The organism is Agromyces mariniharenae, assembly GCF_008122505.1.
GTDB classification, from domain to species: domain Bacteria; phylum Actinomycetota; class Actinomycetes; order Actinomycetales; family Microbacteriaceae; genus Agromyces; species Agromyces mariniharenae.
Genome location: NZ_VSSB01000001.1, coordinates 294,891 through 318,550, shown reverse-complemented (window position 1 = coordinate 318,550; position 23,660 = coordinate 294,891). Strand labels below are relative to the sequence as shown.

Sequence of the window (23,660 nt, the reverse complement as noted above, 5' to 3'; positions counted from 1 at the left end):
CCCACACAAGCCTAAACCCCCTGCGGAGGCTCGGGTGCCCCCTTGCGGCGGTAGCGTGGGGCGCATGGAGTTCTACCGGACGACCCCGCGCCACGACCTCACGTACTCCGACGTCTTCCTCGTGCCCAGCCGGTCGGGCGTGACGAGCCGCCTCGACGTGTCGCTGGCGCCCGACGACGGCTCCGGGGCATCCGTGCCCATCGTCTCGGCGAACATGAACTCGATCACCGGGCCGCGGCTGGCGGCGACGCTCGCCCGGCGCGGCGGGATCGGCGTGCTGCCGCAGGACCTGCACCTGCAGGAGCTCGACGAGGCGATCCGGTGGGTGAAGGTGCAGTCGCCGCGGTTCGACACCCCCCACGACTTCTCGCCCGACGACACGGTCGCCGACGCCCTCGCGGTGCTGCCGCCCGTGGCGGGCCACGGCATCGTGCTGCACGACGCGCGCGGAACCTACGTCGGCACCATCACCGCCGAGCGCCTCGCGACCGCGCTCTCGGACGCGCGGCTCGGCGACCTCGTGCACGGCGGCCTCGCGTCGATCGACGCCGACGACGTCGACTCGCCGCGGCGGGCCTTCGACCTCATGGTCGACGCCGACCTGGACTTCGCCCCGGTCATGGAGCACGGTCGCGTGGTCGGGACGCTGAGCCGGCGCAGCGCGCTGCGCGGCACGCTCTACCAGCCCAACGTCGACGCGTCGGGCCGTCTCCGGGTCGCGGCGGCGGTCGGCATCAACGGCGACGTGGCGTCGAAGGCGAAGGCGCTCGTCGGCGCCGGCGTCGACATGCTCGTCATCGACACCGCGCACGGCCACCAGGAGGGCATGCTCCGCGCGGTCGGCATCGTGAAGGACCTCGACCTCGGCGTGCCGATCGTCGCGGGCAACATCGTGACCGCCGACGCGGTGGGGGACCTCGTGGCGGCGGGCGCCGACGTGCTGAAGGTGGGCGTCGGCCCGGGCGCGATGTGCACGACGCGCATGATGACGGCAGTCGGGCGGCCGCAGTTCTCCGCGGTGCTCGAGACCGCTGAGGCGGCGCGAGAGCTCGGCGCGAAGGTCTGGGCGGACGGCGGCGTCCGGTACCCGCGCGACGTGGCGCTCGCCCTGGCGGCGGGCGCGGCATCCGTCATGATCGGCTCGTGGTTCGCCGGCACGATCGAGGCACCCGGGACGCTCCGGCGCGACGCCTCGGGCCGGCTCTTCAAGGAGAGCTGGGGCATGGCGTCGACGAAGGCGGTGCGCGAGCGGTTCGACCGGCTCTCGCCGTACGAGCTCGCGCGCAAGGAGCTCTTCGCCGAGGGCATCTCGTCGTCGTCGATCTACCTCGACCCGCTGCGCCCGTCGCTCGAGGACCTGCTCGACATGATCACCTCGGGCGTGCGCAGCTCGTTCACCTACGCGGGCGCGCGCTCCATCGAGGAGTTCCGCGAGCGAGCCCTGGTTGGCGTGCAGTCGGCCGCCGGCTACGAGGAGGGCAAGGCGCTGCCGGTCAGCTGGTAGCGGATGCCGCGGCTCGCCTCGGCGCTCGCGCAGAGCCGCTGCGCCACTTCGACGCGGACTGCGCCAGCAGGAGTGGCGCGGACGGCGCGGAAGTGGCGCAGCGGCGGGCGGATTCGGCGAGCCACCGCGGCGTGTGACGGGGGCGTTACCACTCGGAAGGTGCGCGGACGCCGCCGATATACTGGGCGGACAATGGACGATCCTCCCTCTGCGAATACGCCCGACCATAGACCCTCGCCCGTGACCGAACGGGGTGGTGGAGATGTCTGAGTGGATCCTGCTCGGCATCGGACTCCTCCTCACGATCGGCACGGGCTTGTTCGTTGCGAGCGAGTTCGCGCTCGTCAACCTCGACCGCGCGGAGCTCGAAGCCCGCAAGGCACGGGGCGAGACGCGACTCGGTCTCACCATCTCGGCGCTGAAGATCACGTCGACGCACCTCTCGAGCGCGCAGCTCGGCATCACCCTCACGACGCTGCTCACCGGCTACACGATGGAGCCCGCGATCAGCTCCCTCCTCGCCGGGCCGCTCACCGCGATCGGCCTGCCCGAGGGCATGATCCGGCCGGTCGGCGCGACCACGGCGATCGTGATCGCCACCCTCCTCTCCATGGTGCTCGGCGAGCTCGTGCCGAAGAACTTCGCCCTCGCGCTTCCGCGGCAGACCGCGATCGTCGTGATGCCGTTCCAGACGGCGTTCACGTGGGTGTTCCGCCCCGCGATCGCGGTGCTCAACGGCAGCGCCAACGCGCTGCTGCGCGCCGTCGGAATCGAGCCGAAGGAGGAGCTCTCCGCCGCGCGCTCGGCCGAGGAGCTCTCGTCGCTCGTGCGCCGCTCGGCGAGCGCGGGCCTGCTCGAGCAGGACACCGCCACGCTGCTCGGCCGCACGCTGCGCTTCGCCGACCACGACGCATCCGACGTCATGACCCCCAGGCCGCGCGTGGCGGCCGTGCAGCGGCAGGAGCCGGCCGAGGCGGTGCTCGAGCTCGCCCGGCAGACCGGGTTCTCGCGCTTCCCGGTCTACGACGAGAACCTCGACGACATCGTCGGCGTCGTGCACGTGAAGCAGGCCGTGGCCGTGCCGCGTGAGCGGCGGTCGGATGTCCCGAGCTCGGCCCTGCAGTCCGAGGCGCTGCGCGTGCCCGAGACGATGAAGCTCGGCATGCTCCTCGGTGAGCTGCGCGGCCGCGGGTTCCAGATGGCGGTCGTCGTCGACGAGTACGGCGGCACCGCGGGTGTCGCGACGCTCGAGGACCTCGTCGAGGAGCTCGTGGGCGAGGTCGCCGACGAGCACGACCGCACCCGCGCGGGCATCGTCCGCCGCGGCGACGAGGTCAGCTTCCCCGGCATCCTGCGGCCCGACGAGCTCGTCGACCGCACCGGCATCCGGGTGCCCGAGAACGGCGACTACGAGACCGTCGCCGGCTTCGTCATCGCGCGGCTCGGCCACCTGCCGGCCGTGGGCGACGAGGTCGAGATCGACGAGGGCACGCTCGTCGTGCGCCGCCTCGACGGACGCCGCATCGACCGGCTCCGATTCGTGCCGAAGCCGCCGCCCGAACCCGACAGCCTCGACGAGCGGGAGGAGGAGCGATGAGCGACTGGGCCGGAATCGTCTGGCTGTTCGTGCTGCTCCTCGCGAACGCCTTCTTCGTCGGCGCGGAGTTCGCCGTCATCTCGGCGCGCCGATCCCAGATCGAGCCGCTCGCCGAGCAGGGCAGGCGGAGTGCGAAGACCGCCCTCTGGGCGATGGAGCACGCGACCCTCATGCTGGCCATGAGCCAGCTCGGCATCACGATCTGCTCGCTGCTGATCCTGAACGTGTCGGAGCCCGCCATCCACCACCTGCTCGAGGTGCCGCTGCACCTCACGGGATGGCCCGAGGGCGTCGTCTCCACGATCGCGTTCGTCATCGCGCTCCTGCTCGTCTCGTACCTGCACGTGGTGTTCGGCGAGATGGTGCCGAAGAACCTCTCGTTCTCGGTGCCCGACCGCGCCGTGCTGCTGCTCGCGCCGCCGCTCGTGTTCATCGCCCGGATCTTCCGCCCGATCATCGTGGCCCTCAACGCCACGGCGAACGGGGTGCTGCGCCTCGTGGGCGTCGAGCCGAAGAACGAGGCGAACTCGACGTTCACGCTCGAGGAGGTGCAGACGATCGTCGACCAGTCGCGTCGCGAGGGCGTGCTCGAGGACGCCAGCGGCACGCTGACGGCGGCGTTCGAATTCACCACGAAGCGCGTGCACGACGTGGCCGTGCCGATGTCGGGGCTCGTGAGCCTGCCGCCCACGGCCACTCCCGGCGACGTCGAGCGCGCCGTGGCCCGCCACGGGTTCTCGCGCTACGTGATCCTCGGCGACGACGGCGAGCCCGACGGCTACGTGCACCTCAAGGACGTGATCGACCTCGACGACGACGAGTTCGACGACCCGATCCCCGCGAAGCGCGTGCGCCGCCTGGTGTCGATCTTCGACGGGACCGACCTCGAGGACGCCCTCGCCACCATGCGCCGGCTCGGCACGCACGTCGCCCGGGCGTTCGACGAGGAGGGCGCGACGACCGGCGTGATCTTCCTCGAGGACATCATCGAGGAGCTCGTCGGCGAGGTGCAGGACGCGACCCGTCGCGGCTGACCCGGAGGCCGCCGAACCACCCGGAAACGGGTGACGCGGCCATCCTCGGGTCGGCGTAGAATTTGCGCCGACCCGAGGAACCGAGGAAGCATCATGTTCGACAAGATGATGGCCACGGCCGTGCTCGCCGCATCCGATCTCGCCCGTGCGAAGGCATGGTGGCACGACGTGCTCGGTCGCGACCCGGTCTACGAGGACATGGAGGGCGAGGCGCTCTTCTTCGACATCGGCGGAACCGGGGTGATGGTCTACCGGAGCGACTTCGCGGGCACCGCGAAGAACACGGTCCTCAACCTCCTGACCGACGACCTCGACCGCGACATGACGATGCTGCGGACGCACGGCGTCATGTTCCACGACTACGACATGCCCGGCCTGAAGACGATCGACGGCGTCGCCCAGCTCGGCGACGAGCGCAGCGCGTGGTTCAGCGACAGCGAGGGCAACATCTTCGCGATCGGCCAGACGTCCCCGCAGATGATGGAGATGGCGATGAAGATGCGCTCCGCGGCGGCCGGGATGGGATGATCCGGGCGATCACCACTCGCCGTCGTTGACCTCCGGTCGCGCCCGGAGGTACTGCGGCGGCCACATCGAGGAGTCCGCACCCAGTTCGTACGCGGCCCGCAGCGCGAAGTGCGGGTCGCGCATCATCGCCTTGCCGAACATGACCGCGTCGACCTCGCCGTCGGCGACGAGGCGTTCGGCCTGCTCGGGCATGGTGATGCGGCCGACCGCGGACACCGGCACGTCGGCGCGGTCGCCGACGTACTCGGCGAGGTGGGCCTGGTAACCCGGGCCCACTGGGATGCGCGCATGCGCGACGAGGCCGCCCGTGGAGACGTCGAAGAAGTCGGCGCCGGCCTCCTGCGCCCAGCCCGCGACGATCGCGGTCTGCTCCTCGTCCCAGCCGCCCTCGGCCCAGTCGGTCGCGGAGAAGCGCACGAAGAGCGGCATCCGCTCGCCGACCTCCAACCGCACGCCGCGCACGAGCTCGAGGAGGAGCCGTGCGCGGTTCTCGAGGCCGCCGCCCCAGCGGTCCTCGCGCCGGTTCGACAGCGGGGAGAGGAACTGGTGCACGAGGTAGCCGTGCGCGGCGTGGACCTCGACGACATCGAAGCCGGCCGCGACCGCGCGCCGGGCGGCGCTGCGGAAGTCGTCGATGACCTGCTGGATGCCCGCCTCGTCGAGCGCGGTCGGCTCGCGGAGCCCGTCGAACGCCACGGCCGACGCCGACACGGTCGGCCAGCCGCCGTCCTCGAGGGGCTGCGAACCGGGGCGGCGCAGCGGTTCGGGCCACACCGAGGCCTTGCGACCGGCGTGGGCGAGCTGGATGCCGGATGCCGCGCCCTGCGACCGGATGAACCGGGTGATGCGGCTCCACGCCTCGGCCTGCTCGTCGTTCCAGAGCCCGGTGTCGTGGTCGGAGATGCGGCCCTCCGCGCTCACCGCCGTGGCTTCGGCGACCACGAGCCCGGCGCCGCCGGCGGCCATCGCCCCGAGGTGCACGAGGTGCCAGTCGTGCGGCACGCCGTCGCGGTCGGTGACCGAGTACTGGCAGAGCGGCGGCACCCACACGCGATTGCGCATGGTGAGTCCGCGGATGGTGATGGGGCGGAACAGCGCCGGCTGCCCGGCCGCCGTGCCGGGCGCCTCGACGGCGTCGGACGTCGCTCGGGCGTCGGGCGACGTACGGTCGGTCGGGGTCGGGTTCGCGCTCATGCCGCGAGGCTCCGCAGCCAGGCCTCGAGTGCCGCGGCATCCGTGAACACGAAGCCGTCGCCGCCCACGGCGCGCGCGCCCTCGACGTTCTCGGACCTGTTGTCGACGAAGAGCAGCTCTGCGGGCGTGATGCCGAGCTCGGCGATGACGTGCTCGTAGATGTCGGCGTTCGGCTTCACGAGTCCGAGCTCACCGCTCACGAACACGCGCTCGAAGAGCGGTGCGAAGGATCCGGAGCGCAGCCAGCCCGAGAAGTCGGCGCCGGCGTTCGAGAGCAGCGCGAGGCGCGTGCCGCCGTCGGCGAGGGCGTGCAGCACCCGCAGCGTGCCGGGGTCGACGCTGAGCCAGCCGCGGTGGTCGAGCGCCCAGAGCTCGTGCACGTCGACCGCGTCCCATTCGACGCCGAGATCGGATGCCACGGAGTTCCAGTAGTCGGCGATCGACAGGGTGCCCTGGTCGAGCGGCTCGCGATGCGCCCAGTACGCGGTCCAGAACGGCTCGGCGTCGACGTCCGCGCGGGCGACGAGCGCGGCGCGGTCGGCGTCGGTCGGCTCGAGCGAGATGACCTCGCCGTAGTCGAACACGACGACGCGCGGGGCGAGGCTGATGGGGGCTGGGGCTGTCCGAGGCATCCATCCCAACCTATCGTTGGAGCATGACGACGGGGTGGCAGGAGTGGACCGCCGAGGACGCGGCGGAGTGGATCACGGCGCCCGGCGCCGGCGACGACAAGTACACGCGCGGCGTGCTCGGCGTGGTCACCGGCTCGCAGGACTACCCGGGGGCGGCGGTGCTCGGCGTCGAGGCCGCGCACCGCGCGGGCGTCGGCATGGTGCGCTTCACCGGACCGCGCGCGCTGCGCCAGGCCGTGCTGGCCAGGCGACCCGAGACCGTCACCGTGTCCGGACGGGTGCAGGCGTGGCTCATCGGGTCGGGCATCGACCAGAACCGCCGCTCGTTCGTGCTCATCGGCGACCTCGAGCACGCACTCGCCGACAAGGTGCCGGTGGTGCTCGACGCAGGGGCGCTCGACCTGGTCGGCACGCATACCGCGCCGACCGTCATCACCCCGCACGCGCGCGAGCTCGCCGGCGTGCTCACCTCGCGGGAGATCCGCACGACGGTCGAGGAGGTCGCCGCCGACCCCGCGACGTGGGCCGAGCGCGCCGCCCGGGAGCTCGGCGTCGCGGTGGTGCTGAAGGGCGCCGTGACCCACGTGTGCGATCCCGACGGCGACCGCTACACGGTGACCGCGCCGACGCACTGGCTCGCGACCGCCGGCAGCGGCGACGTGCTGGGCGGCATCCTCGGCGCGCTCGTGGCCACGCACCACGTCGCGCTCGCGTCGGACGCGCACGTGCTCACCGCGCTCGCCGCGACGGCTGCGTGGGTGCAGGGCGAGGCTGCACGCCGGGCGAGCGCCGAGGTGGGCGGCGGACCCGTGACGGCGCTCGACATCGCCCAGGCGGTGCCCGGCGTCATCGGTTCGCTCATCTGAGCTCTCACGGCGGCGACCGCGCCGGTCTCGGCGAGCCCCATCGAGGTGTCGCTCGGCTAGGCTCATCGGCATGACGGCGGAGGACGTGCGCGAGGCATCCGCGCCCGGCCGAAGCCGCGTCCGCCGCGTGCTCGGCGGCCGCGCGGCCCTCTGGGTCGCGTTCCTCGTGGTGCACGCCGGCCTCGTGGTGCTGAACCTCTACGGCCAGGGATGGCCGCTCGGCGACGTGGTGGCCGTCTACAAGGTCTGGGCCGAGAACGCGGCCGAGGGCTATGTGCGCATGGGCATCGACGTGCCGTGGGTGTACCCGATCCTCGCGTTCGCCCCGATGGCGGCCGCGCTCGCGTTCGGCTCGGCCTGGTACGCCCAGACGTGGCTCGCGATCGTCGTGCTGCTGGATGCCGCGGCCTTCTCGATCCTGCTCGGCCGGCGCCGGCTCTCGCGCACGCGCCGGATCGCCGCGTGGTGGTGGCTGGCGTTCCTCGCGCTGCTCGGCCCGATCGCGCTCGCACGCATCGACGCCGTCACGGTGCCGCTGGCGCTCGCGGGCATGCTGTGGGCGGCGACGCGTCCGCGCGTGGCCGCCGTGCTGCTCACGATCGGGATGTGGGTGAAGGTGTGGCCCGCGGCGGTGCTCGCCGCGCTCGTCGTCGCGTCGCGCAAGCGCTGGGAGGTCGTGACGGTCGCCGTTGCGCTCAGCGCCGGCATCCTCGGTGTCAGCCTGCTCGCGGGCTCCGGGCTCAACGCGGTCGGATTCGTGGCGGAGCAGGCGGGCCGCGGCCTCCAGATCGAGGCGCCGCTCGCGGTCGCCTGGCTCTGGCGGATCGTCGGCGGCGACCGGGCCGTCGAGGTCGTCTACGACCGCGAGATCCTGACGTTCCAGATCTCGGGGCCCGGGGCGGAGGTCGCGGCATCCGTCACCACGCCGCTCATGGCGCTCGGCGTGGTCGCCGTCCTCGTGCTCGGGATCCGCGCCGTGCGCCGCGGCGCCGCGTTCGGGCGGCTGTTCCCGCCGCTCGCGCTCTCGTTCATCGTCGTGCTCATGCTCGCGAACAAGGTCGGGTCGCCGCAGTTCGTGACCTGGCTCGCCGCACCCGTCGTACTCGGCCTCGTGCTGAACCCCCGCCGGTTCCTCGTGCCGGCCGCGCTCGCCACCGCGATCGCGCTGCTCACGCAGGTCATCTACCCGTACTGGTACGGGTGGCTCATGGCGGCGGACCCCGGGTTCGTGCTCGTGCTGACGGTCAAGGTCGCGCTGCTCGCGGTGCTGCTGGCGTGGGGCATCCGGGCGCTGTGGCAGGCTGGGAGGGCCCGAGACCGCGTCGAGGTCGCGTCGGACGCCTGACCAGCCTGATCACCCGAGGCCGCGCCGCATGCCACCGGATGCCGCGGTCCGACCATCCGAGGAGGGACCATGCTCGTCGCATTCTCCGTCGCCCCGAGCGGCACGGGCCGCGCCGACGGATCCGTGCACGACGCCGTCGCGGCGGCCGTGAAGATCGTCCGCGAATCGGGGCTGCCGAACCGGACGACGTCCATGTTCACCGAGCTCGAGGGCGAATGGGACGAGGTCTTCGACGTCGTCCGCCGCGCGACGGAGGCCGTCGGGGAGTACGGCTCGCGCGTGTCGCTCGTGCTGAAGGCCGACATCCGTCCGGGCTACGCCGGAGAGCTCGACGCGAAGGTCGAGCGGCTCGAGACGGCGATCGAGGCGGCGGGCGAGGGCGCCGAGTAGCTCGGCCGACTCGGACGGGCCGGGTCGAATCGTTGCGAGGCGCGCTTGTCGAATCGATTCGATCCGTGCGAGAATCGACGGGTGACCCACCCCATCGACGGGCCGACGACGTTGTCGCCGGCCCGTATCCGTTTCGCGCTGCTGGCGCTCGCCCTCGGCGGCTTCGGCATCGGCTCGACCGAGTTCGTCGCGATGGGGCTGCTGCCGAACATCGCCGCCGACCTGATGCCCGGCCTGTACGCGCAGTCGCCCGACGAGGCGAACGCGGCCGCCGGATGGATGATCTCGGCCTACGCGCTCGGCGTCGTCGTCGGAGCGCCGACCATCGCCGCGGCTGCGGCGCGCTGGCCCCGCAAGCGGCTGCTGCTCGCCCTCCTCACGGCGTTCGCGCTCGGCACGCTCGCCTCGGCGCTGCTGCCGTCGTTCGGGCTCGTGCTCATCGCCCGCTTCATCGCGGCGCTGCCGCACGGCGCCTACTTCGGCATCGCGTCGCTCGTGGCCGCGAGCCTCATGGGCCCCGGCAAGCGCGCCCGCGGCGTCGCGCTCGTGCTCTCGGGCTTGACGATCGCGAACGTCATCGGCGTGCCGGCGATCACCTGGCTCGGCCAGGCCGCGGGCTGGCGCGTCGCGTACGTGGCGGTCGCGGGCATCTTCGCACTCACGTTCCTCGCCGTCGCGCTCGCGGTGCCGTGGCAGGCGGGCGACCCGCACGCGACCATGAAGCGGGAGCTGAGGGCCTTCAGCCGCGTGCAGGTGTGGTTCGCGCTCGCCATCGGCGCGATCGGCTTCGGCGGCCTGTTCTCCGTGTACAGCTACGTCGCCCCGCTCGCGACGAACGTGACCGGGCTCCCCGAAGGGGTCGTTCCGCTCGTGCTCGTCATGTTCGGCATCGGCATGACCGTCGGCAACCTCGTCGGCGGGCGGCTCGCCGACTGGAGCGTGCGGCGCAGCATGTACGTGTTCTTCGGCATCCTCGCCGCAGCGCTCGTGCTCCTCGCCTTCACCGCCTCGAACCCGGTCGGCCTGTTCGTCGGCGTGTTCCTCATCGGCGGCTCGTCGGCCGCGCTCTCGCCGACGATCCAGGCCCGCCTCATGGACGTCGCCCGCGACAGCCAGTCGATCGCCGCCGCGCTCAACCACTCGGCGCTCAACCTCGGCAACTGGCTCGGCGCGTTCCTCGGCGGGCTCGCGATCGCGGGCGGCCTCGGCTACGTCGCGCCGATCTGGATCGGGCTCGTGCTCACGATCGCGGGCGTGCTGCTCGCGCTCGCGACGTTCGCGCTCGACCGTGCGCGCGGGCGCCGCGGCGTGACCGTGCCCTACGCGACAGGCGCGGTCGAGGTCGTGGAGCCGTAGTCGTGACGGGTCCGGCGGCCGGCGCGCCGTCGCGGCATCCGCTCAGTCGGACTGCAGCAGGATGCCGTCGAGGATCGCGCGCTTGCGCAGTGCGACCTTGGTGCCGACGTCGAAGCCGGCGACCCGGTACTTCTCGCGGATGCGCTTGAGGTAGCTCTTGGCCGTCTCTTCGGAGATGCCGAGCTGGAACGCGACCGCCTTGACCGGCTGGCCGGCGCCGTAGAGCGCCATGACCCGGCGCTCCTGCGCGGAGAGCTTGGGCACCGCGCCCTCGTCGGCCAGCGCCACCTCGAGCTCGGGCGTGAGGTAGGAGCCGCCGGTGCGGGCCGCGCGGATGGCCTCGATGATGTTCTCGACGGGCTCGGACTTCACGAGGTAGCCGAGCGCGCCCGACCCGAGCGCCTCGCGCACGACCGCGGGCTCGGAGTAGGTGCTCATGAGCATGGTCTGCACGCCCGCGGTCTTCAGCATCGACAGCTTCAGCGAGATCGGGATGTTGTCGCGCAGGTCGAGGTCGAGGAGCACCACGTCGACCGGGAACTCGGGATGCGCGAGGAGCTCGGACCACGACGGCACCGCCGCGACGAGCTCGATGTCGGGAGCCGCACCGCGGATCCACTCGGTGAGCGCGCCCAGCAGCATGCGGTGGTCGTCGACGATCGCCAGCCGGATCGGTTGATCGGTCTCAGCCATTCAGCGTCCCCCTCGGTCGAGCGGCCCCACGGGCCGACGGGCCCCCGCCGTGCGCGTTCGGTTGCACCCGGCAGGTGATGTCGATGCGGAAGCCGTCGGCCCCCGTGATCACGTTGTGTTCTCCGACACTACCGATAGCGTCCCATGTCCCGGGGTCCACACGGCGTCGTGAGACGCCCGACACGTCGATGGACATCTCGAATGCGGGTTCGGCGAGGGTGTCGTCGGATGCCTCGCGGCAGGTGACCTGCACGCCGAGGGGCGGTCCGGAGCCCTTGGGGTGCTCGGCGACGAGCAGCCAGAGGGCGAGCAGGAGCCCGTCGCGCTGGGACTGCGAGAGGAGCCCGGCCGACCCCGTCGGGTCGTCGACGGTGACCCGGTCGCTCAGGTACGCCGACTCGGTGACGGCGTGGCGCAGCCAGGTGTCGGTGCGCCCCTCGATGAGGCGCACGCGCAGCCGCGCGGCCAGCGAACCGGCGCGCTCGGCCGCGTCGGGCGGAACGGGGATCGCGATGCGCCCCGAGCCGACGTCGTCGAGCAGCGTCTCGGCGTCGAAGTCGAGCTGCGCCAGCTCCTCGGAGGCGCGCATGCCGACGGCGGAGCGGAGGGTGCCGACGGTGCTCTGCACGAGCGACAGGTCGAGCTCGCGTCCGACGAGCCGGCGAAATCCGGTGAGCGCGAGCATCACGAGCATGGTCGGCACGACGGCGGATGCCGCGACGGCGAGCCCGGGCACGACGTACGACCCGGCCGTGCCGAGCTGTACGACGGCCTCGACGGCGAGGATCGCCGCGATGACCGAGGCGACGAGCAGGGGGATGCGGCTGCCGCGGATCGCGGCGACCGGCATCAGCACCGCCCCGGCGGCGGCCGCGGCGGTCGGCGTGACGCCGAGGTGCAGCAACCCGGCGGTCGCCGAGACGTCGAGCCAGACCGGGGCCGCGAGCCCGGCGAGCAGCACGACGTAGAGCCAGTCGGGCAGCTGTCGCGAGACGAACCGCGCGATGACCCCGACGCCGACCACGCCGCCGAGCGCGATCCACGCCGGCCAGGGGCCCGGCACGGTCGGCGAGTAGAACGGAGCGAGCGCGATCGCGTGCACGAGGTGCGCCGCGATGACCAGGGCCGCCGCGATCGTGATCCCCGTCGCGAGCTTCCGTCCGCCGTGGCTGTCGCGCACATCGCCCGCGGCCCTGGCCGACCGGGCGGGTCGCCGGAATCCACGGTCCCGCAGGACGGCCATGTCGCGGCGCGTGCTCATGGCTTCGGCACCTCCAGCATGACGGTCGTGCCCGAGCCGGGGGAGGAGAAGATCCGGGCGCGGCCGCCGACGGTGTGCAGGCGGCCGACGACGGACTCCGCGTAGCCGAGGCGTCCGTGGTCGACGGCATCGGGCTCGAACCCGCTGCCGGCGTCGGTGACCATGGCGCGAACCGTGTGGTCGTCGTCGGTCACCGTGACATCCGCCTCGCTGACGCCCGAGTGGCGCCGGACGTTCTCGAGGCACTCGCCGAGCGCGCCGAGGAGGGCGTCGAGCGTCTCGCGCGGCAGGGCGAGCTGGCCGGCGCCGTGCCAGTTCACGTCGAGGCCCATGCGGGCGAACCGCTGCCGCACCGACTCGAACGTGGTGCTCAGCTCGCTGTCGTCATCGGTGTCGGGAGAGAAGATCGCGGTGGAGCCGGCGTCGAGCGGGGCGCCGAGGCGCAGCTGGCGCAGCAGCCGCGCGTCGTCGCCGGCCTGCTGGCGCAGGGCGCTGACGCCGACGCCCACGCCCGAGTGGGCGAGGAGCGAGAGGGTCGCGAGCACAGTGTCGTGCAGCACGCGGGCGTCCTGGCGCTGCTGCGACTCGAGCTCCGACGCGATGCGCTCCGCCTCGTGCGCCCGGCCGACCTCGGCGATGCGGTCGGCGGCGTCGGCGATCGCGCGGTCGATCCAGGCGCCGATCACGGCGCAGGCGCCCCAGCCGGCGGCCGTGGCCACGGCGGGCGCACGCAGGTCGTGCCCCCACGCCGAGGCGATCCACGTGGTGGCGAGCACGGAAGCGAGCAAGCCCGCGACGAGCAGGACGCCCCGACGGCGCACGACGAGCGGGATGGCGACGGATGCCGATGCGACGCCGCCGATGATGCACATCGCGGTCACGGTGGGCGGGTCGAGCACGGACGCCGCACCGAGGAGGGCGATGAGCACGATCGTGGCGGCGACCACGCCGAGCGCCGGGAGCACGGCGCCCCGCGAGGTGTGCAGGGCGACGAGCACCGCCATGGCCAGGCAGAGGACGACCCCGACGACGAGCTCGCCCGAGGTGGCCGCCCCCGGCCACAGCAGGCACGCGAGTGCGCCACCGGAGCCGACGAGCCCGGCGACGCGTGCGAGGCGACGCAGGAGCCGATCGCGTTCCTTGTGGATGCGCTTCACGCCACCCCCAACCGCACGTCCGGGCACCGCGACACGCGGGTGCCGTCCCTCGAACTGTAGCGGAGTCGAGGCGGAAGTCGCGTACCTCGTGTACGAAGGGCTCCCGATCGGTCGGGAGGGCGTCACGCCTCGAGGAGCAGCCGGAGCGCGTCGCCGACGACCGCGTGCTCGATGAGGAACGCGTCGTGGCCGTACTCCGAGTGCACGAGCACGGGCTCGGGCCCGTGCACGCTGTGCCGCAGGGCACGGGCGATCTCGACCTGCCCGTCGAGCGTGAAGTAGCGGTCGCTGTCGATGCCGAGCACGAGGCTCTTCGCCCGCACCGACTCGAGCGCCGCACCGACCCCGCCCCTTCCGCGGCCGATGTCGTGCGAGTTCATGGCCTCGGTGAGCACCAGGTAGCTGTTGGCGTCGAACCGCCGCGTGAACTTGTTGCCGTGGAAGTCGAGGTACGACTCGACGGCGAACCGGCCGCCCCCGCCGAGCGGGTCGAGGTCGGACTGCCAGTGCCGCTCGAAGCGCCCGTTGAGCTCGGCCGCGGTGCGGTAGTTGAGCATCGCCATGCGGCGGGCGAGCGCGAGGCCGCGTGTGGGCCCTTCGCCGTCGGGGGCGTCGTAGTACTCGCCGCCGCGGAACGCAGGGTCGGTGCGGATGGCCTCGACCTGCACCGAGTTGAGCGCGACCTGGTCGGCGGTGGCGGCGGCGGGCGCCGCGAGCACGGCGATGCGGTCGACCGCCTCCGGCGCCATGATCGCCCACTCGAGCACGTGCATGGCGCCCATCGAGCCGCCCACCACGGCCTGGAACCGGTCGATCCCGATCGCCTGGGCGAACTCGAGCTGCGCCCGCACCTGGTCGCGGATGGTGAGGAACGGGAAGCGCGTGGCCCACTCGACCCCGTCGGGCGCGAGCGAGGCGGGACCGGTCGACCCCTGGCATCCGCCGACGACGTTGGGGGCGACCACGAAGTACCGGTCGGTGTCGATCGGCAGGCCCGGGCCGACCACGCCCGGCCACCACCCTGCGCTCGGATGCGCGGGACCGGCCGGCCCGATGACGTGGCTGTCGCCCGTCAGCGCATGCAGCACCAGGATCGCGTTGTCGCGCTGCGGCGAGAGCGTGCCCCAGGTCTCGTACGCGATGCGCGCATGGGGGAGGACCGCACCCGACTCGAGCGCGACGTCGCCGATGCCGACGAACCGGCGGTCGCCCACGGGATCGCCCTCGCGCCAGGCGCCCGTGGCGGGGGCGCGGCCCTGCAGCGACTGGGCACGCGCCTCCGAGACGATGCGTGCGGGCACCGCGTCGGCCGTCGTCTGCCAGTCCATGTTCCGATTCTCTCGAAGGTGCGCCCGCGGCACCCGTTTGTTACACGACGTGAGCCCGCGTGATGGATGCCGCGACGCGGCAGTGCATCGAAGAGACGACGGATGCCGCGAGCCCGTGCGGCCCGCGGCATCCGTCATGCATCGGTCGGTCGTCAGACCCGGGCCGCCTCCGTGGCCGCGCGGGCGGCGGCGAGCCCGGCCTCGAGGTCGGCCTTCAGGTCGTCGATGTTCTCGATGCCCACCGAGAGGCGCACGAGGCCGGGCGTGACGCCCGTCGTGAGCTGCTGCTCGGGCGTGAGCTGCGAGTGCGTCGTCGACGCGGGGTGGATGACGAGCGAGCGCACGTCGCCGATGTTCGCGAGGTGGCTGAAGAGCTGCAGGTTGTCGACGAGCGCGCGGCCGGCGTCGACGCCGCCCTTGAGCTCGAACGACAGCACCGCGCCGACGCCCTTGGGGGCGTACGTGTTGGCGGCCGCGTACCACGGGCTCGAGGGCAGGCCCGAGTAGTTCACGCTCGCGACGTCGGGGTGGCTGTCGAGCCACTCGGCGATCTCCTGCGCGTTCTGCACGTGGCGCTCGATGCGCAGCGAGAGGGTCTCGATGCCCTGGATGAGCAGCCAGGCGTTGTTCGGCGCGATGGCGGCGCCGAGGTCGCGGAGCAGCTGCACGCGCGCCTTGATGACGTAGGCGAGCGCGTCGCCCACGGCCGCCGTGTAGCTCGCGCCGTGGTACGACGGGTCGGGCTCGGTGAGGCCGGGGAACTTCTCGACGTTCTTCGACCACTCGAACCTGCCGCCGTCGACGATGACGCCGCCGATGACGGTGCCGTGGCCGCCGAGGAACTTCGTGGCCGAGTGGATGACGATGTCGGCGCCGTGCTCGAACGGGCGGATGAGGTAGGGCGTCGCGATCGTGTTGTCGACGATGAGCGGGATGCCGGCCTCGTGCGCGACGCCCGACACGAGCCCGATGTCGAGGATGTTGATCTTCGGGTTGCCGATCGTCTCGGCGAAGAAGAGCTTGGTGTTCGGGCGCACCGCACGGCGCCACTCGTCGGCGTCGTCCTGGTTCTCGACGAACGTGGTCTCGATGCCGAGCTTCGCGAGCGTGTACTTGAACAGGTTGTAGGTGCCGCCGTAGATGGACGACGACGAGACGATGTGGTCGCCCGCCTGCGCGATGTTCAGCACGGCGAAGGTCTCGGCAGCCTGGCCCGACGCGACGAGGAGGGCGCCGGTGCCCCCCTCGAGCGCGGCGATGCGCTCCTCGACGACGGCCTGGGTCGGGTTCATGATGCGCGTGTAGATGTTGCCGAACTCGGCGAGCGCGAAGAGGTTCTGCGCGTGCTGCGCGTTGTCGAACACGTAGGACGTGGTCTGGTAGATCGGGGTGGCCCTGGCGTTGGTCACCGGGTCGGGGGCGGCGCCTGAGTGCACCTGCTTCGTCTCGAAGCGCCAGTCGGCGGCGTGCTCTGCCATGAGGTCTCCTTCTCGGTCGGGTGTGCGGACCCGCCGCAACCGCGAGACACGTTACGACCGCGCCCTGGGAGGGGCAACGGATGCCGACACACGGCGTCATCGTGGGCGACGCGCCGTCACGCGGGGGGCTTCGGCCCCTCCGGGGCGGGCGGATCCTCGGGCGCCGAGGGCGATGCGGCGGATCCGGCGGACCCTTGCGACGCGGCGGATCCGGGCGACCCGTCGGGTGGGCTCGGCGGCAGGGGCGGCATCGCCCCCGGGGGCAGCACGAGCGTGCCGGTCGCGGTCGACGGCTGGGGCCGGAAGAGCCAGCGGGCGCGCGGCTCCACGAGCGGGCGGAACACGCGGCGCACGGGCTTCAGCGAGAGCACGACGGAGATGCCGATGCAGAACAGGATCATCGCCGGGAGCACCCAGAACGGCTGCTCGCCCGCGAGGAACCCGGTCTCGCGGAAGGGGAAGAGGACGAACGTGTGCAGCAGGTAGATGTACATCGTCGCCGTGCCGAACGGTGTGAACCAGGTGGACCGGCGCGGCATGAGCACGAGGAACGCCACCGAGAGCACCATCGCCGAGGCGAGCAGCAGCAGTCGGATGGCGCCCGACCACGGCTCGTCGTACCCGATCGCGACGTACGACTCGTCGTAGAGCATGAACCGGCGGAGCTTGAGGTCGCGCCACGTCTCGATGGCGATCGGCATCAGCACGAGCACGGCCGCGAACAGGGCGATCGCCCCGGCGCGCCATCGCCAGGCGACCCGGGACGGCAGCGCCAGCCATCGGCCGGTGAGCTGCCACTGCCGGAGCTTCCAGCCGAACACGAAGAACGGCAGCATGCCGAGCGTGCGCGAGAGCGCGAGGGTCGAGTCGATCGTCTCCGTGTACCCGGCGCCGATCGAGATCGCGATCGCGATGAGCAGCGGGAACCGGAGCAGCACGAGGTAGGGCAGCACGATGCGCCAGATCGCGAGGGCGATGAGGAACCACAGCGTCCACGACGCGGTCGTGTAGTCGAGCGAGAACCCGCCGCCGAGGATCCAGCGGATCACGGTCCAGATCGTCTCGAAGATGAAGAACGGGAAGACGATGTCGGTGAGGATCTGCCGCAGCGCCCGCGCGTTCGGCGGCCCCGACTTCGCGAAGTACCCGGCCACGGTCACGAACACCGCGACGTGGAACGAGTAGATGAACAGGTAGACGCTGTACGCCGCGTCGTCCTCGGAGATGAGCGGCAGGATGCCGTGCCCGATCACGACGAGCGTGATCGCGATCCACCGGGCGTTGTCCCAGAGCGGCACGCGTCGCCTCGTCGCGGTCGTCGCGTGCGGCGTCGTCTGCATCGCTCCATTCAACCGCACCCGGTCGGCCGGGTGCACGGCGGGCGGATGCCGCGGGCGGCGCGGGTGCGGCCACGGCACGGCGCTCGCGGCATCCGCCACCGGCGCGGCACAATGGGCGCCATGGGAGTGCTGCGGGTGGTCGTGACCGGTGCGAGCTCGGGGATCGGAGCGGCGACCGTGCGCGCCTTCCGCGCCGCCGGGTGGGACGTGGTGGGCGTCGCGCGCCGCGAGGACCGGCTGCGCGGGCTCGCCGCGGAGACCGGGGCATCCGTCTTCACCGCCGACCTCACGAAGCAGGAGGACGTCGACGCGCTGCGCGACCACCTCGAGACGACCGGCCCCGTGCACGCGCTCGTGAACAACGCCGGCGGCGCGAAGGGCCTCGACTCGGTCGAGCACGGCTCGGTCGAGGACTGGATCTGGATGCTCGACGTCAACGTGATCGCGCTGAAGCGCGTGACGAGCGCGCTGCTGCCGCTCCTGCGACGCGGCGCGGTCGATCGCGGCGTCGCGGACATCGTCAACGTGACCTCGGTGGCCGGCCACGAGCCCTACGTCGGCGGGGCGGGCTACAACGCCGCGAAGTCCGCCGCGCACGCGGTGACGGCGGTGCTCCGGCTCGAGCTGAACGGCGAGCCGCTGCGCGTGGTCGAGGTCGCGCCGGGCATGGTGCGCACCGACGAGTTCGCGCTCGTGCGCTTCGGCGGCGACCGCGAGCGCGCCGACAAGGTCTACGACGACGTGCCCGAGCCGCTCGTCGCCGACGACGTCGCGGCGGTCATCGCGGACGCGGTGCTGAAGCCGCGCCACGTCGATCTCGACCTCATCGTGGTGCGGCCCGTCGCGCAGGCCGCGGCCACCCGGCTCGCCCGAGGGCCGCTCGAGGTGCGGGAGGACGGGGGACGATGAGCGACAAGCCGCTGGGCGCGCCGGCGAAGAGCCCGACGATCCCGGCCTCACCCAGACGGGACGCCTGGGAGCGCGTCACCACCGTGCCGCTCGTCGTCCTCGGCATCGGCTTCGTGGTCGGCTACTCGATCTTCGTGCTCGTCGACTCGTCGGAGGGCTGGCTGGAGCCGACCCTCGTCTCGGTCCTCGCGCTCGTGTGGCTGACGTTCCTGGTCGATGTCGTCGTGCGGATCTCGCTCACCCCGCGTGGATATCGCGCGCACTTCATCTTCACGCACCCGATCGACATGTTCTCCGTCATCCTGCCGCTGTTCCGCGCGTTCCGGGTGCTGGAGCTCCTGCGCCAGGTGCCGTACGTGAGCGGGCGCACGGCCACCGCGGTGCGCACGCGAGTCGTGATCTACGCGGCCTCGTACGCCGTGTTCTTCGTCTACTTCATCGCCCTCGTGGTGCTGAACGCGGAACGGGATGCTCCCGGTGCGACGATCACGTCCTTCGGCGAGTCGATCTGGTGGGCGTGCGTCACGGTCGCGACCGTCGGCTACGGCGATGCGTACCCGGTGACCACGTGGGGCCGCATCTACGCGGTCATCCTCATGGCGGGCGGCATCGCGATCGTCGGCACGGCCTCGGCGACCGTCATCTCGCTGCTGAACGAGCAGATCGCCAAGGCGAGGGCGCAGGGGCACGCGGCGCTCGAGGCGGCGCAGCGGGCGGAGGAGGTGGCGAGGGCGGCAGGAGCGGACGCGCAGCAGGCGCAGGCGGCGGGCGATGCCGCGGCCGGACGGGCGATCGGCGCCGGCCCCGCGGCGGGCCACGCGGCCGTGAAGGAGCAGGCCGCCTCGGAGGAGTACGTCGATCCTGCCGAGGATCCCGCTGTCACCGGGGTCCAGGCGACCGAGCAACCGCTCATCGCCGGCACGCAGCCGCTCGAGGATCCGGGCAAGGGACATCCCGAGCTCGAGGAGGGCCCGCCGCCGCCGACTACCCTGAATCCATGACCTTCGACGCGAATGACGCCGGCCTCGACGAGCCCCGGCGCGAGGTGCTCACCTGGGACGACTTCGAGGGCGCGTCGCGCTCGCTCGCGAGCGAGGTGCTCGCCTCGGGCTTCCGGCCCGACGTGGTGATCGCGATCGCGCGCGGCGGGCTGCTGCTGGCGGGCGCGATCTCGTACGCCCTCGGCACCAAGCAGTGCGGCTCGATCAACGTGGAGTTCTACACCGGCGTCGACGAGCGGCTGCCCGAGCCGGTGCTGCATCCGCCCATGCTCGACGTGCCCGCCGTCGCGGGCAAGTCGGTGCTGCTCATCGACGACGTCTCCGACTCGGGCCGCACGCTCGCGAAGGTCGTGGACCTGCTCGCCGAGGCGGGCGCCGAGGTGCGCACCGCGACGCTCTACGTGAAACCGCGCACCGTGCTCGTCCCCGACTTCGCCTACCGCGAGACCGAGGACTGGATCGTGTTCCCGTGGTCGGCGCGTCCGCCCGTGACGGTCGCGGAGGGCGCCGCGTGAGCGTGCACCTCGTCGGCGGCGGGTGGCCCGAGCGGCCCGACGGCGTCGTCTACCGCGCGTTCCTCGACGAGGCGCGCACGCGGGCCGCCGCCGCGGGCCGCGAGGAGCCGCGCGTGGCGGTGCTCGCTATCGGCGACGGCGCCCTCGAACACGCCGAGTCCCTGCTCGCCGCCGCGGCGCCCGCCGGACCGTTCGACGTGCACGTGACCGCGGTCGCGCACGACGGGGACGTGCCCGCCTCGGCGTTCGCCGACGTCGACGGCATCCTCGTCGGCGGCGGGCTCACCCCGCGCTACCGCGACCTCATCGAGCCGCACTTCGGCGAGCTCCGACGCCAGGTCGCTTCGGGCGTGCCGTACCTCGGGTTCTCGGCGGGGGCGGCCATCGCCGCCGAGCGCGCGCTCGTCGGCGGCTGGCGCATCGGCGGCGTCGCCGTCGCGCCCGAGGCGACGGGCGAGGACCTCGAGGAGCTCACGGTCGCGCCCGGGATCGGGCTCGTCGACGTCGCGATCGACGCGCACGTCGCGCAGTGGGGCACGCTCTCCCGACTCGTCGCGGCCGTCGAGGCCGGGCTCGTCGACGGCGGGCTCGGCATCGACGAGGACACGGTGCTCATCGTCGGCGAGGGCGGCCTGCAGGTCGCCGGGCGGGGGAGCGTCTGGCGCGTGCTGCCTTCCGACCAGGGCGTGCTCGTCTCCACGATCGGGGCCTGACGTGGCGATGACGCTCGACCAGCTCGCGGGGGCCGGCCTCATCGACCCCGGCTGGGCCGCCGCGCTCGCGCCCGTCGGCCCCCGGATCGCCGAGTTGGGCGACTTCCTCCGCGCCGAGACCGCGGCGGGCCGCGGCTACCTCCCGAGCGGCGACCGCGTGCTCCGCGCGTTCGGTGCGCCGATCGAGGACGTCCGGGTGCTCATCGTGGGGCAGGACCCGTACCCGACGCCGGGGCATCCGATCGGCCTCTCGTTCGCGGTCGACCCGCACGTGCGCCCGGTGCCGCGGAGCCTCGCGAACATCTACCGCGAGCTCGGCGACGACCTCGGCGTTCCGACGCCCGACCACGGCGACCTCACCTCCTGGAGCGACCACGGCGTCATGCTGCTCAACCGCGTGCTCACCGTGCGCCCCGGCACGCCCGCCTCGCACCGCGGCAAGGGGTGGGAGGAGGTGACCGACCACGCCATCCGCACGCTCGTCGCGCGCGGGACGCCGCTCGTCGCGATCCTGTGGGGCCGCGATGCGCAGAACCTGAAGCCGCTGCTCGGCGCGACGCCCGTCATCGAGTCGGTGCATCCGAGCCCGCTGTCGGCGAGCCGCGGGTTCTTCGGCTCGCGGCCGTTCAGCCGGGCCAACGCGATGCTCGAGGCGCAGGGCGGGCGGCCGGTCGACTGGCGCCTGCCCGCGACGCCCGCACCGCGTCATCCGGCTGTCATCTCCGCGGAGTAGTCTGGCGCGATGCTCGAGGAGGAATACCAGGAGCGCCGGGTGCTGCCCCGGCACCTGCGCAAGGCCGAGGCGCCCGAGGCGCCCTTCGAGTACGCCATCCGTGCGGCCCGTCCGGCCGACATGCCCGCGGTGCGCGAGATCTACAACTACTACGTCGCGAACTCCACCGTGACCTTCGACGAGGACGCCATGACGCTGCGCGAGTGGAAGGCGAAGTTCGCCTACCTCGAGCGCCTGGGCATGCCGTTCATCGTCGCCGAGTCGCCGTCGGGCCAGCTGCTCGGCTACGCGCTCGTCGCGCCGTGGAAGCAGAAGCGCGCCTACCGCTATACCGTCGAGAACTCGATCTACCTCGGGCCGGCCGCCGCAGGCAAGGGCCTCGGCCGCGCGCTCCTCGGCGAGCTCATCACCCGGTCGAAAGCCGCCGGGCTCAAGGAGATGATCGCGGTCATCGCCGACCAGGGCGCCGACGCGTCGATCGCGCTGCACGAGAAGTTCGGGTTCACCGAGATCGGGCGCATGGGTCGGGTCGGCTTCAAGTTCGACCGGTGGCTCGGCACGGTGCTGCTGCAGAAGTCGCTGAAGTAGCGGCATCCGCTCAGAGGACGAGCGTCACCTCGCCCTGGGGCGCGAACAGCGCCGTGACACCTGCGACCAGGCCGACCGCGAGGAGCAGCCCGGGGTGCGCGAGCCCGATCGCCACGCGGCGCAGCGCGGGACGGTGGGCGAGCAGCCTCGCGGGCACCTCGCTCGCGGCGGGCGCCCCGCCCCAGCCGCGCAGCCGGCCGAGGAACCACGCGCAGCGCACCACGAATCCGAACCAGAGCAGCGCGACGACGACCGGGGTGAGCGTCGCGAGCAGCTGCAGCCCGAGGCCCACGATCTCGTCCTCGTCGCCGCGGGCGGCGGCCTGGATCGACGTCGAGATCGCCGCGCCCAGGACGATCGAGACGGCCCAGGTCAGGAAGGCGAACACGAGCGCGAGGTACCGCACGAAGAAGTGCCCGAACACGCTGGACCGGGAGTGCAGGTGATCGCGCGGGGTGCCGGTCAGCACGACGATCGTCGCGACCAGGCACGGGGCGATGAGCAGCGCGGCGAGCACGATCCACGCCCAAGCGGGCCACGCCGCGACGACGGCGGCGATCGCGGCGGCGGCGAACACCGCCGACCACGCAGCGCCCCACCACAGCGGATGCGCCACGATCGACGCCCCGACCCCCGACCCGCCGCTCCCGCCCGCGCGCATGCCCTCACGATAGCGGCGACCCTCGCCCGGCGGTCCTAGGCTCGGAGGATGAGCGAGCTGCACGAGTACACCGCCCTCGAGCTCCACCAGCTGCTGCAGCGACGCGACGTCTCGCCGGTCGAGCTGGCGCGGCACTACCTCGATCGCATCGAACGCCTCGACCCCGCGATCGGGGCGTTCGCCACGGTGACGCCCGAGGCCGCGCTCGAGCGCGCCCGCCACGTCGAGGAGCACGTGCCGACGGCCGCGCCGCTCTGGGGCCTGCCGCTCGCCGACAAGGACCTGCACCGGCGCGCGGGCGTGCCCGCACGGTTCGGCTCGCGCGCGTTCGCCGACTTCGTGCCCGACGACTCCGACGAGCTCGTGCGGGCCGTCGACGCCGCAGGCGCCGTGAGCCTCGGCAAGACCGCGACGCCCGAGTTCGGGCTGCCGTCGTACACCGAGGGCCTCGTGGGCCCGCCCACGCGCAACCCCTGGGACCCGTCCCGCGGCGCCGGCGGGTCGAGCGGGGGAGCGGCCGCCGCCGTGGCCGCCGGGATGCTGCCGTTCGCGCCCGGCACCGACGGCGGCGGCTCGATCCGGATCCCCGCCGCGGCCTGCGGGCTCGTGGGCGTGAAGCCCTCGCGCGGTCGCGTGCCGGCCGGGCCGGGGCTCGCGACGCTCGCCGGCCTCGGGGTCGCCGGGCCCATCGCGCGCACCGTCGCCGATGCGGCGCTGCTGCTCGACGGCCTCATCGCCCCGGCCGGCTACCCGGCGGGGGGGCGCGGCGCGGGGGGCGCGCCCCCCGGCCCCCCCCCCCGCCCCCCGGGGGGGCGCCCCGGGGGGGGGGGGGGGCCG

At 72.9% G+C, this 23,660-nt stretch carries 24 protein-coding genes; 15 read left to right on the top strand and 9 right to left on the bottom strand.

The genetic code is table 11. The annotated features are described in order from the left end of the window. The first annotated feature begins 64 nt into the window (after window positions 1–64). The 4 genes from guaB1 to FYC51_RS01485 all read left to right on the top strand — a co-directional run bounded on the left by guaB1 (window position 65) and on the right by FYC51_RS01485 (window position 4,663). The gene (guaB1, locus tag FYC51_RS01500) at window positions 65–1,504 is read left to right on the top strand and encodes a GMP reductase (protein ID WP_148731926.1); all 1,440 of its coding nucleotides are present in this window, start codon (window positions 65–67) and stop codon (window positions 1,502–1,504) included. 262 nt (window positions 1,505–1,766) lie between these two features. Then, window positions 1,767–3,101, top strand: a complete 1,335-nt coding sequence (locus FYC51_RS01495) for a hemolysin family protein (protein WP_148731925.1) — start codon at window positions 1,767–1,769, stop codon at window positions 3,099–3,101. Continuing rightward, window positions 3,098–4,135, top strand: a complete 1,038-nt coding sequence (locus FYC51_RS01490) for a hemolysin family protein (protein WP_148731924.1) — start codon at window positions 3,098–3,100, stop codon at window positions 4,133–4,135. The genes FYC51_RS01495 and FYC51_RS01490 overlap by 4 nt, the downstream gene beginning before the upstream one ends. A 93-nt stretch (window positions 4,136–4,228) precedes the next feature. After that, complete coding sequence (locus tag FYC51_RS01485; RefSeq protein WP_187432440.1) at window positions 4,229–4,663, top strand: VOC family protein; 435 nt, start codon at window positions 4,229–4,231, stop codon at window positions 4,661–4,663. A 9-nt stretch (window positions 4,664–4,672) separates the two neighbouring features. Here FYC51_RS01485 and FYC51_RS01480 read toward each other — a convergent pair whose 3' ends face one another. Both FYC51_RS01480 and FYC51_RS01475 read right to left on the bottom strand, forming a co-directional pair. After that, window positions 4,673–5,857, bottom strand: a complete 1,185-nt coding sequence (locus FYC51_RS01480; RefSeq protein WP_148731923.1) for an NADH:flavin oxidoreductase/NADH oxidase — start codon at window positions 5,855–5,857, stop codon at window positions 4,673–4,675. Further along, a complete protein-coding gene (locus FYC51_RS01475; protein WP_148731922.1) occupies window positions 5,854–6,489 on the bottom strand; it encodes an HAD family hydrolase in 636 nt (211 codons plus the stop codon). The genes FYC51_RS01480 and FYC51_RS01475 overlap by 4 nt, the downstream gene beginning before the upstream one ends. 23 nt (window positions 6,490–6,512) lie before the next feature. Between FYC51_RS01475 and FYC51_RS01470 the strand changes: the two genes are divergently transcribed. From FYC51_RS01470 to FYC51_RS01455, 4 genes are all read left to right on the top strand, one after another. Continuing rightward, window positions 6,513–7,355, top strand: coding sequence for an ADP-dependent NAD(P)H-hydrate dehydratase (locus FYC51_RS01470; protein WP_148731921.1), 843 nt, complete (start codon window positions 6,513–6,515; stop codon window positions 7,353–7,355). A 70-nt stretch (window positions 7,356–7,425) separates the two neighbouring features. Next, window positions 7,426–8,700, top strand: coding sequence for a glycosyltransferase 87 family protein (locus tag FYC51_RS01465; protein WP_148731920.1), 1,275 nt, complete (start codon window positions 7,426–7,428; stop codon window positions 8,698–8,700). 69 nt (window positions 8,701–8,769) lie between these two features. Continuing rightward, window positions 8,770–9,090: a thiamine-binding protein gene (locus tag FYC51_RS01460; protein ID WP_148731919.1), complete on the top strand. Its 321-nt coding sequence runs from the start codon at window positions 8,770–8,772 to the stop codon at window positions 9,088–9,090. An 81-nt stretch (window positions 9,091–9,171) separates the two neighbouring features. After that, on the top strand, window positions 9,172–10,446 hold the full coding sequence (locus FYC51_RS01455; protein WP_148731918.1) for an MFS transporter: 1,275 nt from the start codon (window positions 9,172–9,174) through the stop codon (window positions 10,444–10,446). Window positions 10,447–10,488: 42 nt separating this feature from the next. Here FYC51_RS01455 and FYC51_RS01450 read toward each other — a convergent pair whose 3' ends face one another. The 6 genes from FYC51_RS01450 to FYC51_RS01425 all read right to left on the bottom strand — a co-directional run bounded on the left by FYC51_RS01450 (window position 10,489) and on the right by FYC51_RS01425 (window position 17,703). After that, window positions 10,489–11,139, bottom strand: a complete 651-nt coding sequence (locus tag FYC51_RS01450) for a response regulator transcription factor (RefSeq protein WP_148731917.1) — start codon at window positions 11,137–11,139, stop codon at window positions 10,489–10,491. Further along, window positions 11,132–12,400 (bottom strand): hypothetical protein, encoded by a 1,269-nt coding sequence (locus tag FYC51_RS01445; protein ID WP_148731916.1) that lies wholly within the window; start codon window positions 12,398–12,400, stop codon window positions 11,132–11,134. Before FYC51_RS01445 ends, FYC51_RS01450 begins: the two co-directional genes overlap by 8 nt. Next, a complete protein-coding gene (locus FYC51_RS01440) occupies window positions 12,397–13,557 on the bottom strand; it encodes a sensor histidine kinase (RefSeq protein ID WP_148731915.1) in 1,161 nt (386 codons plus the stop codon). The genes FYC51_RS01445 and FYC51_RS01440 overlap by 4 nt, the downstream gene beginning before the upstream one ends. A gap of 122 nt (window positions 13,558–13,679) precedes the next feature. Continuing rightward, window positions 13,680–14,885 (bottom strand): homoserine O-acetyltransferase MetX, encoded by a 1,206-nt coding sequence (gene metX / locus FYC51_RS01435; RefSeq protein WP_148731914.1) that lies wholly within the window; start codon window positions 14,883–14,885, stop codon window positions 13,680–13,682. A gap of 152 nt (window positions 14,886–15,037) precedes the next feature. Beyond that, the gene (locus FYC51_RS01430; protein WP_148731913.1) at window positions 15,038–16,363 is read right to left on the bottom strand and encodes a bifunctional o-acetylhomoserine/o-acetylserine sulfhydrylase; all 1,326 of its coding nucleotides are present in this window, start codon (window positions 16,361–16,363) and stop codon (window positions 15,038–15,040) included. Between the two features lie 116 nt (window positions 16,364–16,479). Then, window positions 16,480–17,703 carry an acyltransferase family protein gene (locus tag FYC51_RS01425; protein ID WP_148731912.1) on the bottom strand — a complete coding sequence of 408 codons (1,224 nt, stop codon included), beginning with the start codon at window positions 17,701–17,703 and terminating at the stop codon, window positions 16,480–16,482. Window positions 17,704–17,823: 120 nt separating this feature from the next. Here FYC51_RS01425 and FYC51_RS01420 point away from each other — a divergent pair, with 120 nt between their 5' ends. The 6 genes from FYC51_RS01420 to FYC51_RS01395 are packed head-to-tail and all read left to right on the top strand — an operon-like array spanning window position 17,824 to window position 22,162. Beyond that, entirely contained in the window at window positions 17,824–18,612 is a 789-nt protein-coding gene (locus tag FYC51_RS01420) for an SDR family NAD(P)-dependent oxidoreductase (RefSeq protein ID WP_187432439.1), read from the top strand. After that, window positions 18,609–19,613, top strand: a complete 1,005-nt coding sequence (locus tag FYC51_RS01415) for a potassium channel family protein (protein ID WP_148731911.1) — start codon at window positions 18,609–18,611, stop codon at window positions 19,611–19,613. Before FYC51_RS01420 ends, FYC51_RS01415 begins: the two co-directional genes overlap by 4 nt. Further along, window positions 19,610–20,128 (top strand): phosphoribosyltransferase, encoded by a 519-nt coding sequence (locus FYC51_RS01410; protein ID WP_148731910.1) that lies wholly within the window; start codon window positions 19,610–19,612, stop codon window positions 20,126–20,128. Before FYC51_RS01415 ends, FYC51_RS01410 begins: the two co-directional genes overlap by 4 nt. Further along, a complete protein-coding gene (locus FYC51_RS01405) occupies window positions 20,125–20,841 on the top strand; it encodes a Type 1 glutamine amidotransferase-like domain-containing protein (RefSeq protein ID WP_148731909.1) in 717 nt (238 codons plus the stop codon). The genes FYC51_RS01410 and FYC51_RS01405 overlap by 4 nt, the downstream gene beginning before the upstream one ends. Before the next feature lies 1 nt (window position 20,842). After that, a complete protein-coding gene (locus FYC51_RS01400) occupies window positions 20,843–21,574 on the top strand; it encodes a uracil-DNA glycosylase (protein WP_187432438.1) in 732 nt (243 codons plus the stop codon). A 9-nt stretch (window positions 21,575–21,583) separates the two neighbouring features. Next, on the top strand, window positions 21,584–22,162 hold the full coding sequence (locus tag FYC51_RS01395) for a GNAT family N-acetyltransferase (protein ID WP_187432437.1): 579 nt from the start codon (window positions 21,584–21,586) through the stop codon (window positions 22,160–22,162). 10 nt (window positions 22,163–22,172) lie between these two features. Here the strand turns inward: FYC51_RS01395 and FYC51_RS01390 are convergent, their stop codons facing one another. Continuing rightward, complete coding sequence (locus FYC51_RS01390) at window positions 22,173–22,823, bottom strand: hypothetical protein (protein WP_148731908.1); 651 nt, start codon at window positions 22,821–22,823, stop codon at window positions 22,173–22,175. 48 nt (window positions 22,824–22,871) lie between these two features. Between FYC51_RS01390 and FYC51_RS19505 the strand changes: the two genes are divergently transcribed. Further along, on the top strand, window positions 22,872–23,660 hold a 789-nt coding region (locus FYC51_RS19505), incomplete at its 3' end, for an amidase (RefSeq protein ID WP_148734061.1).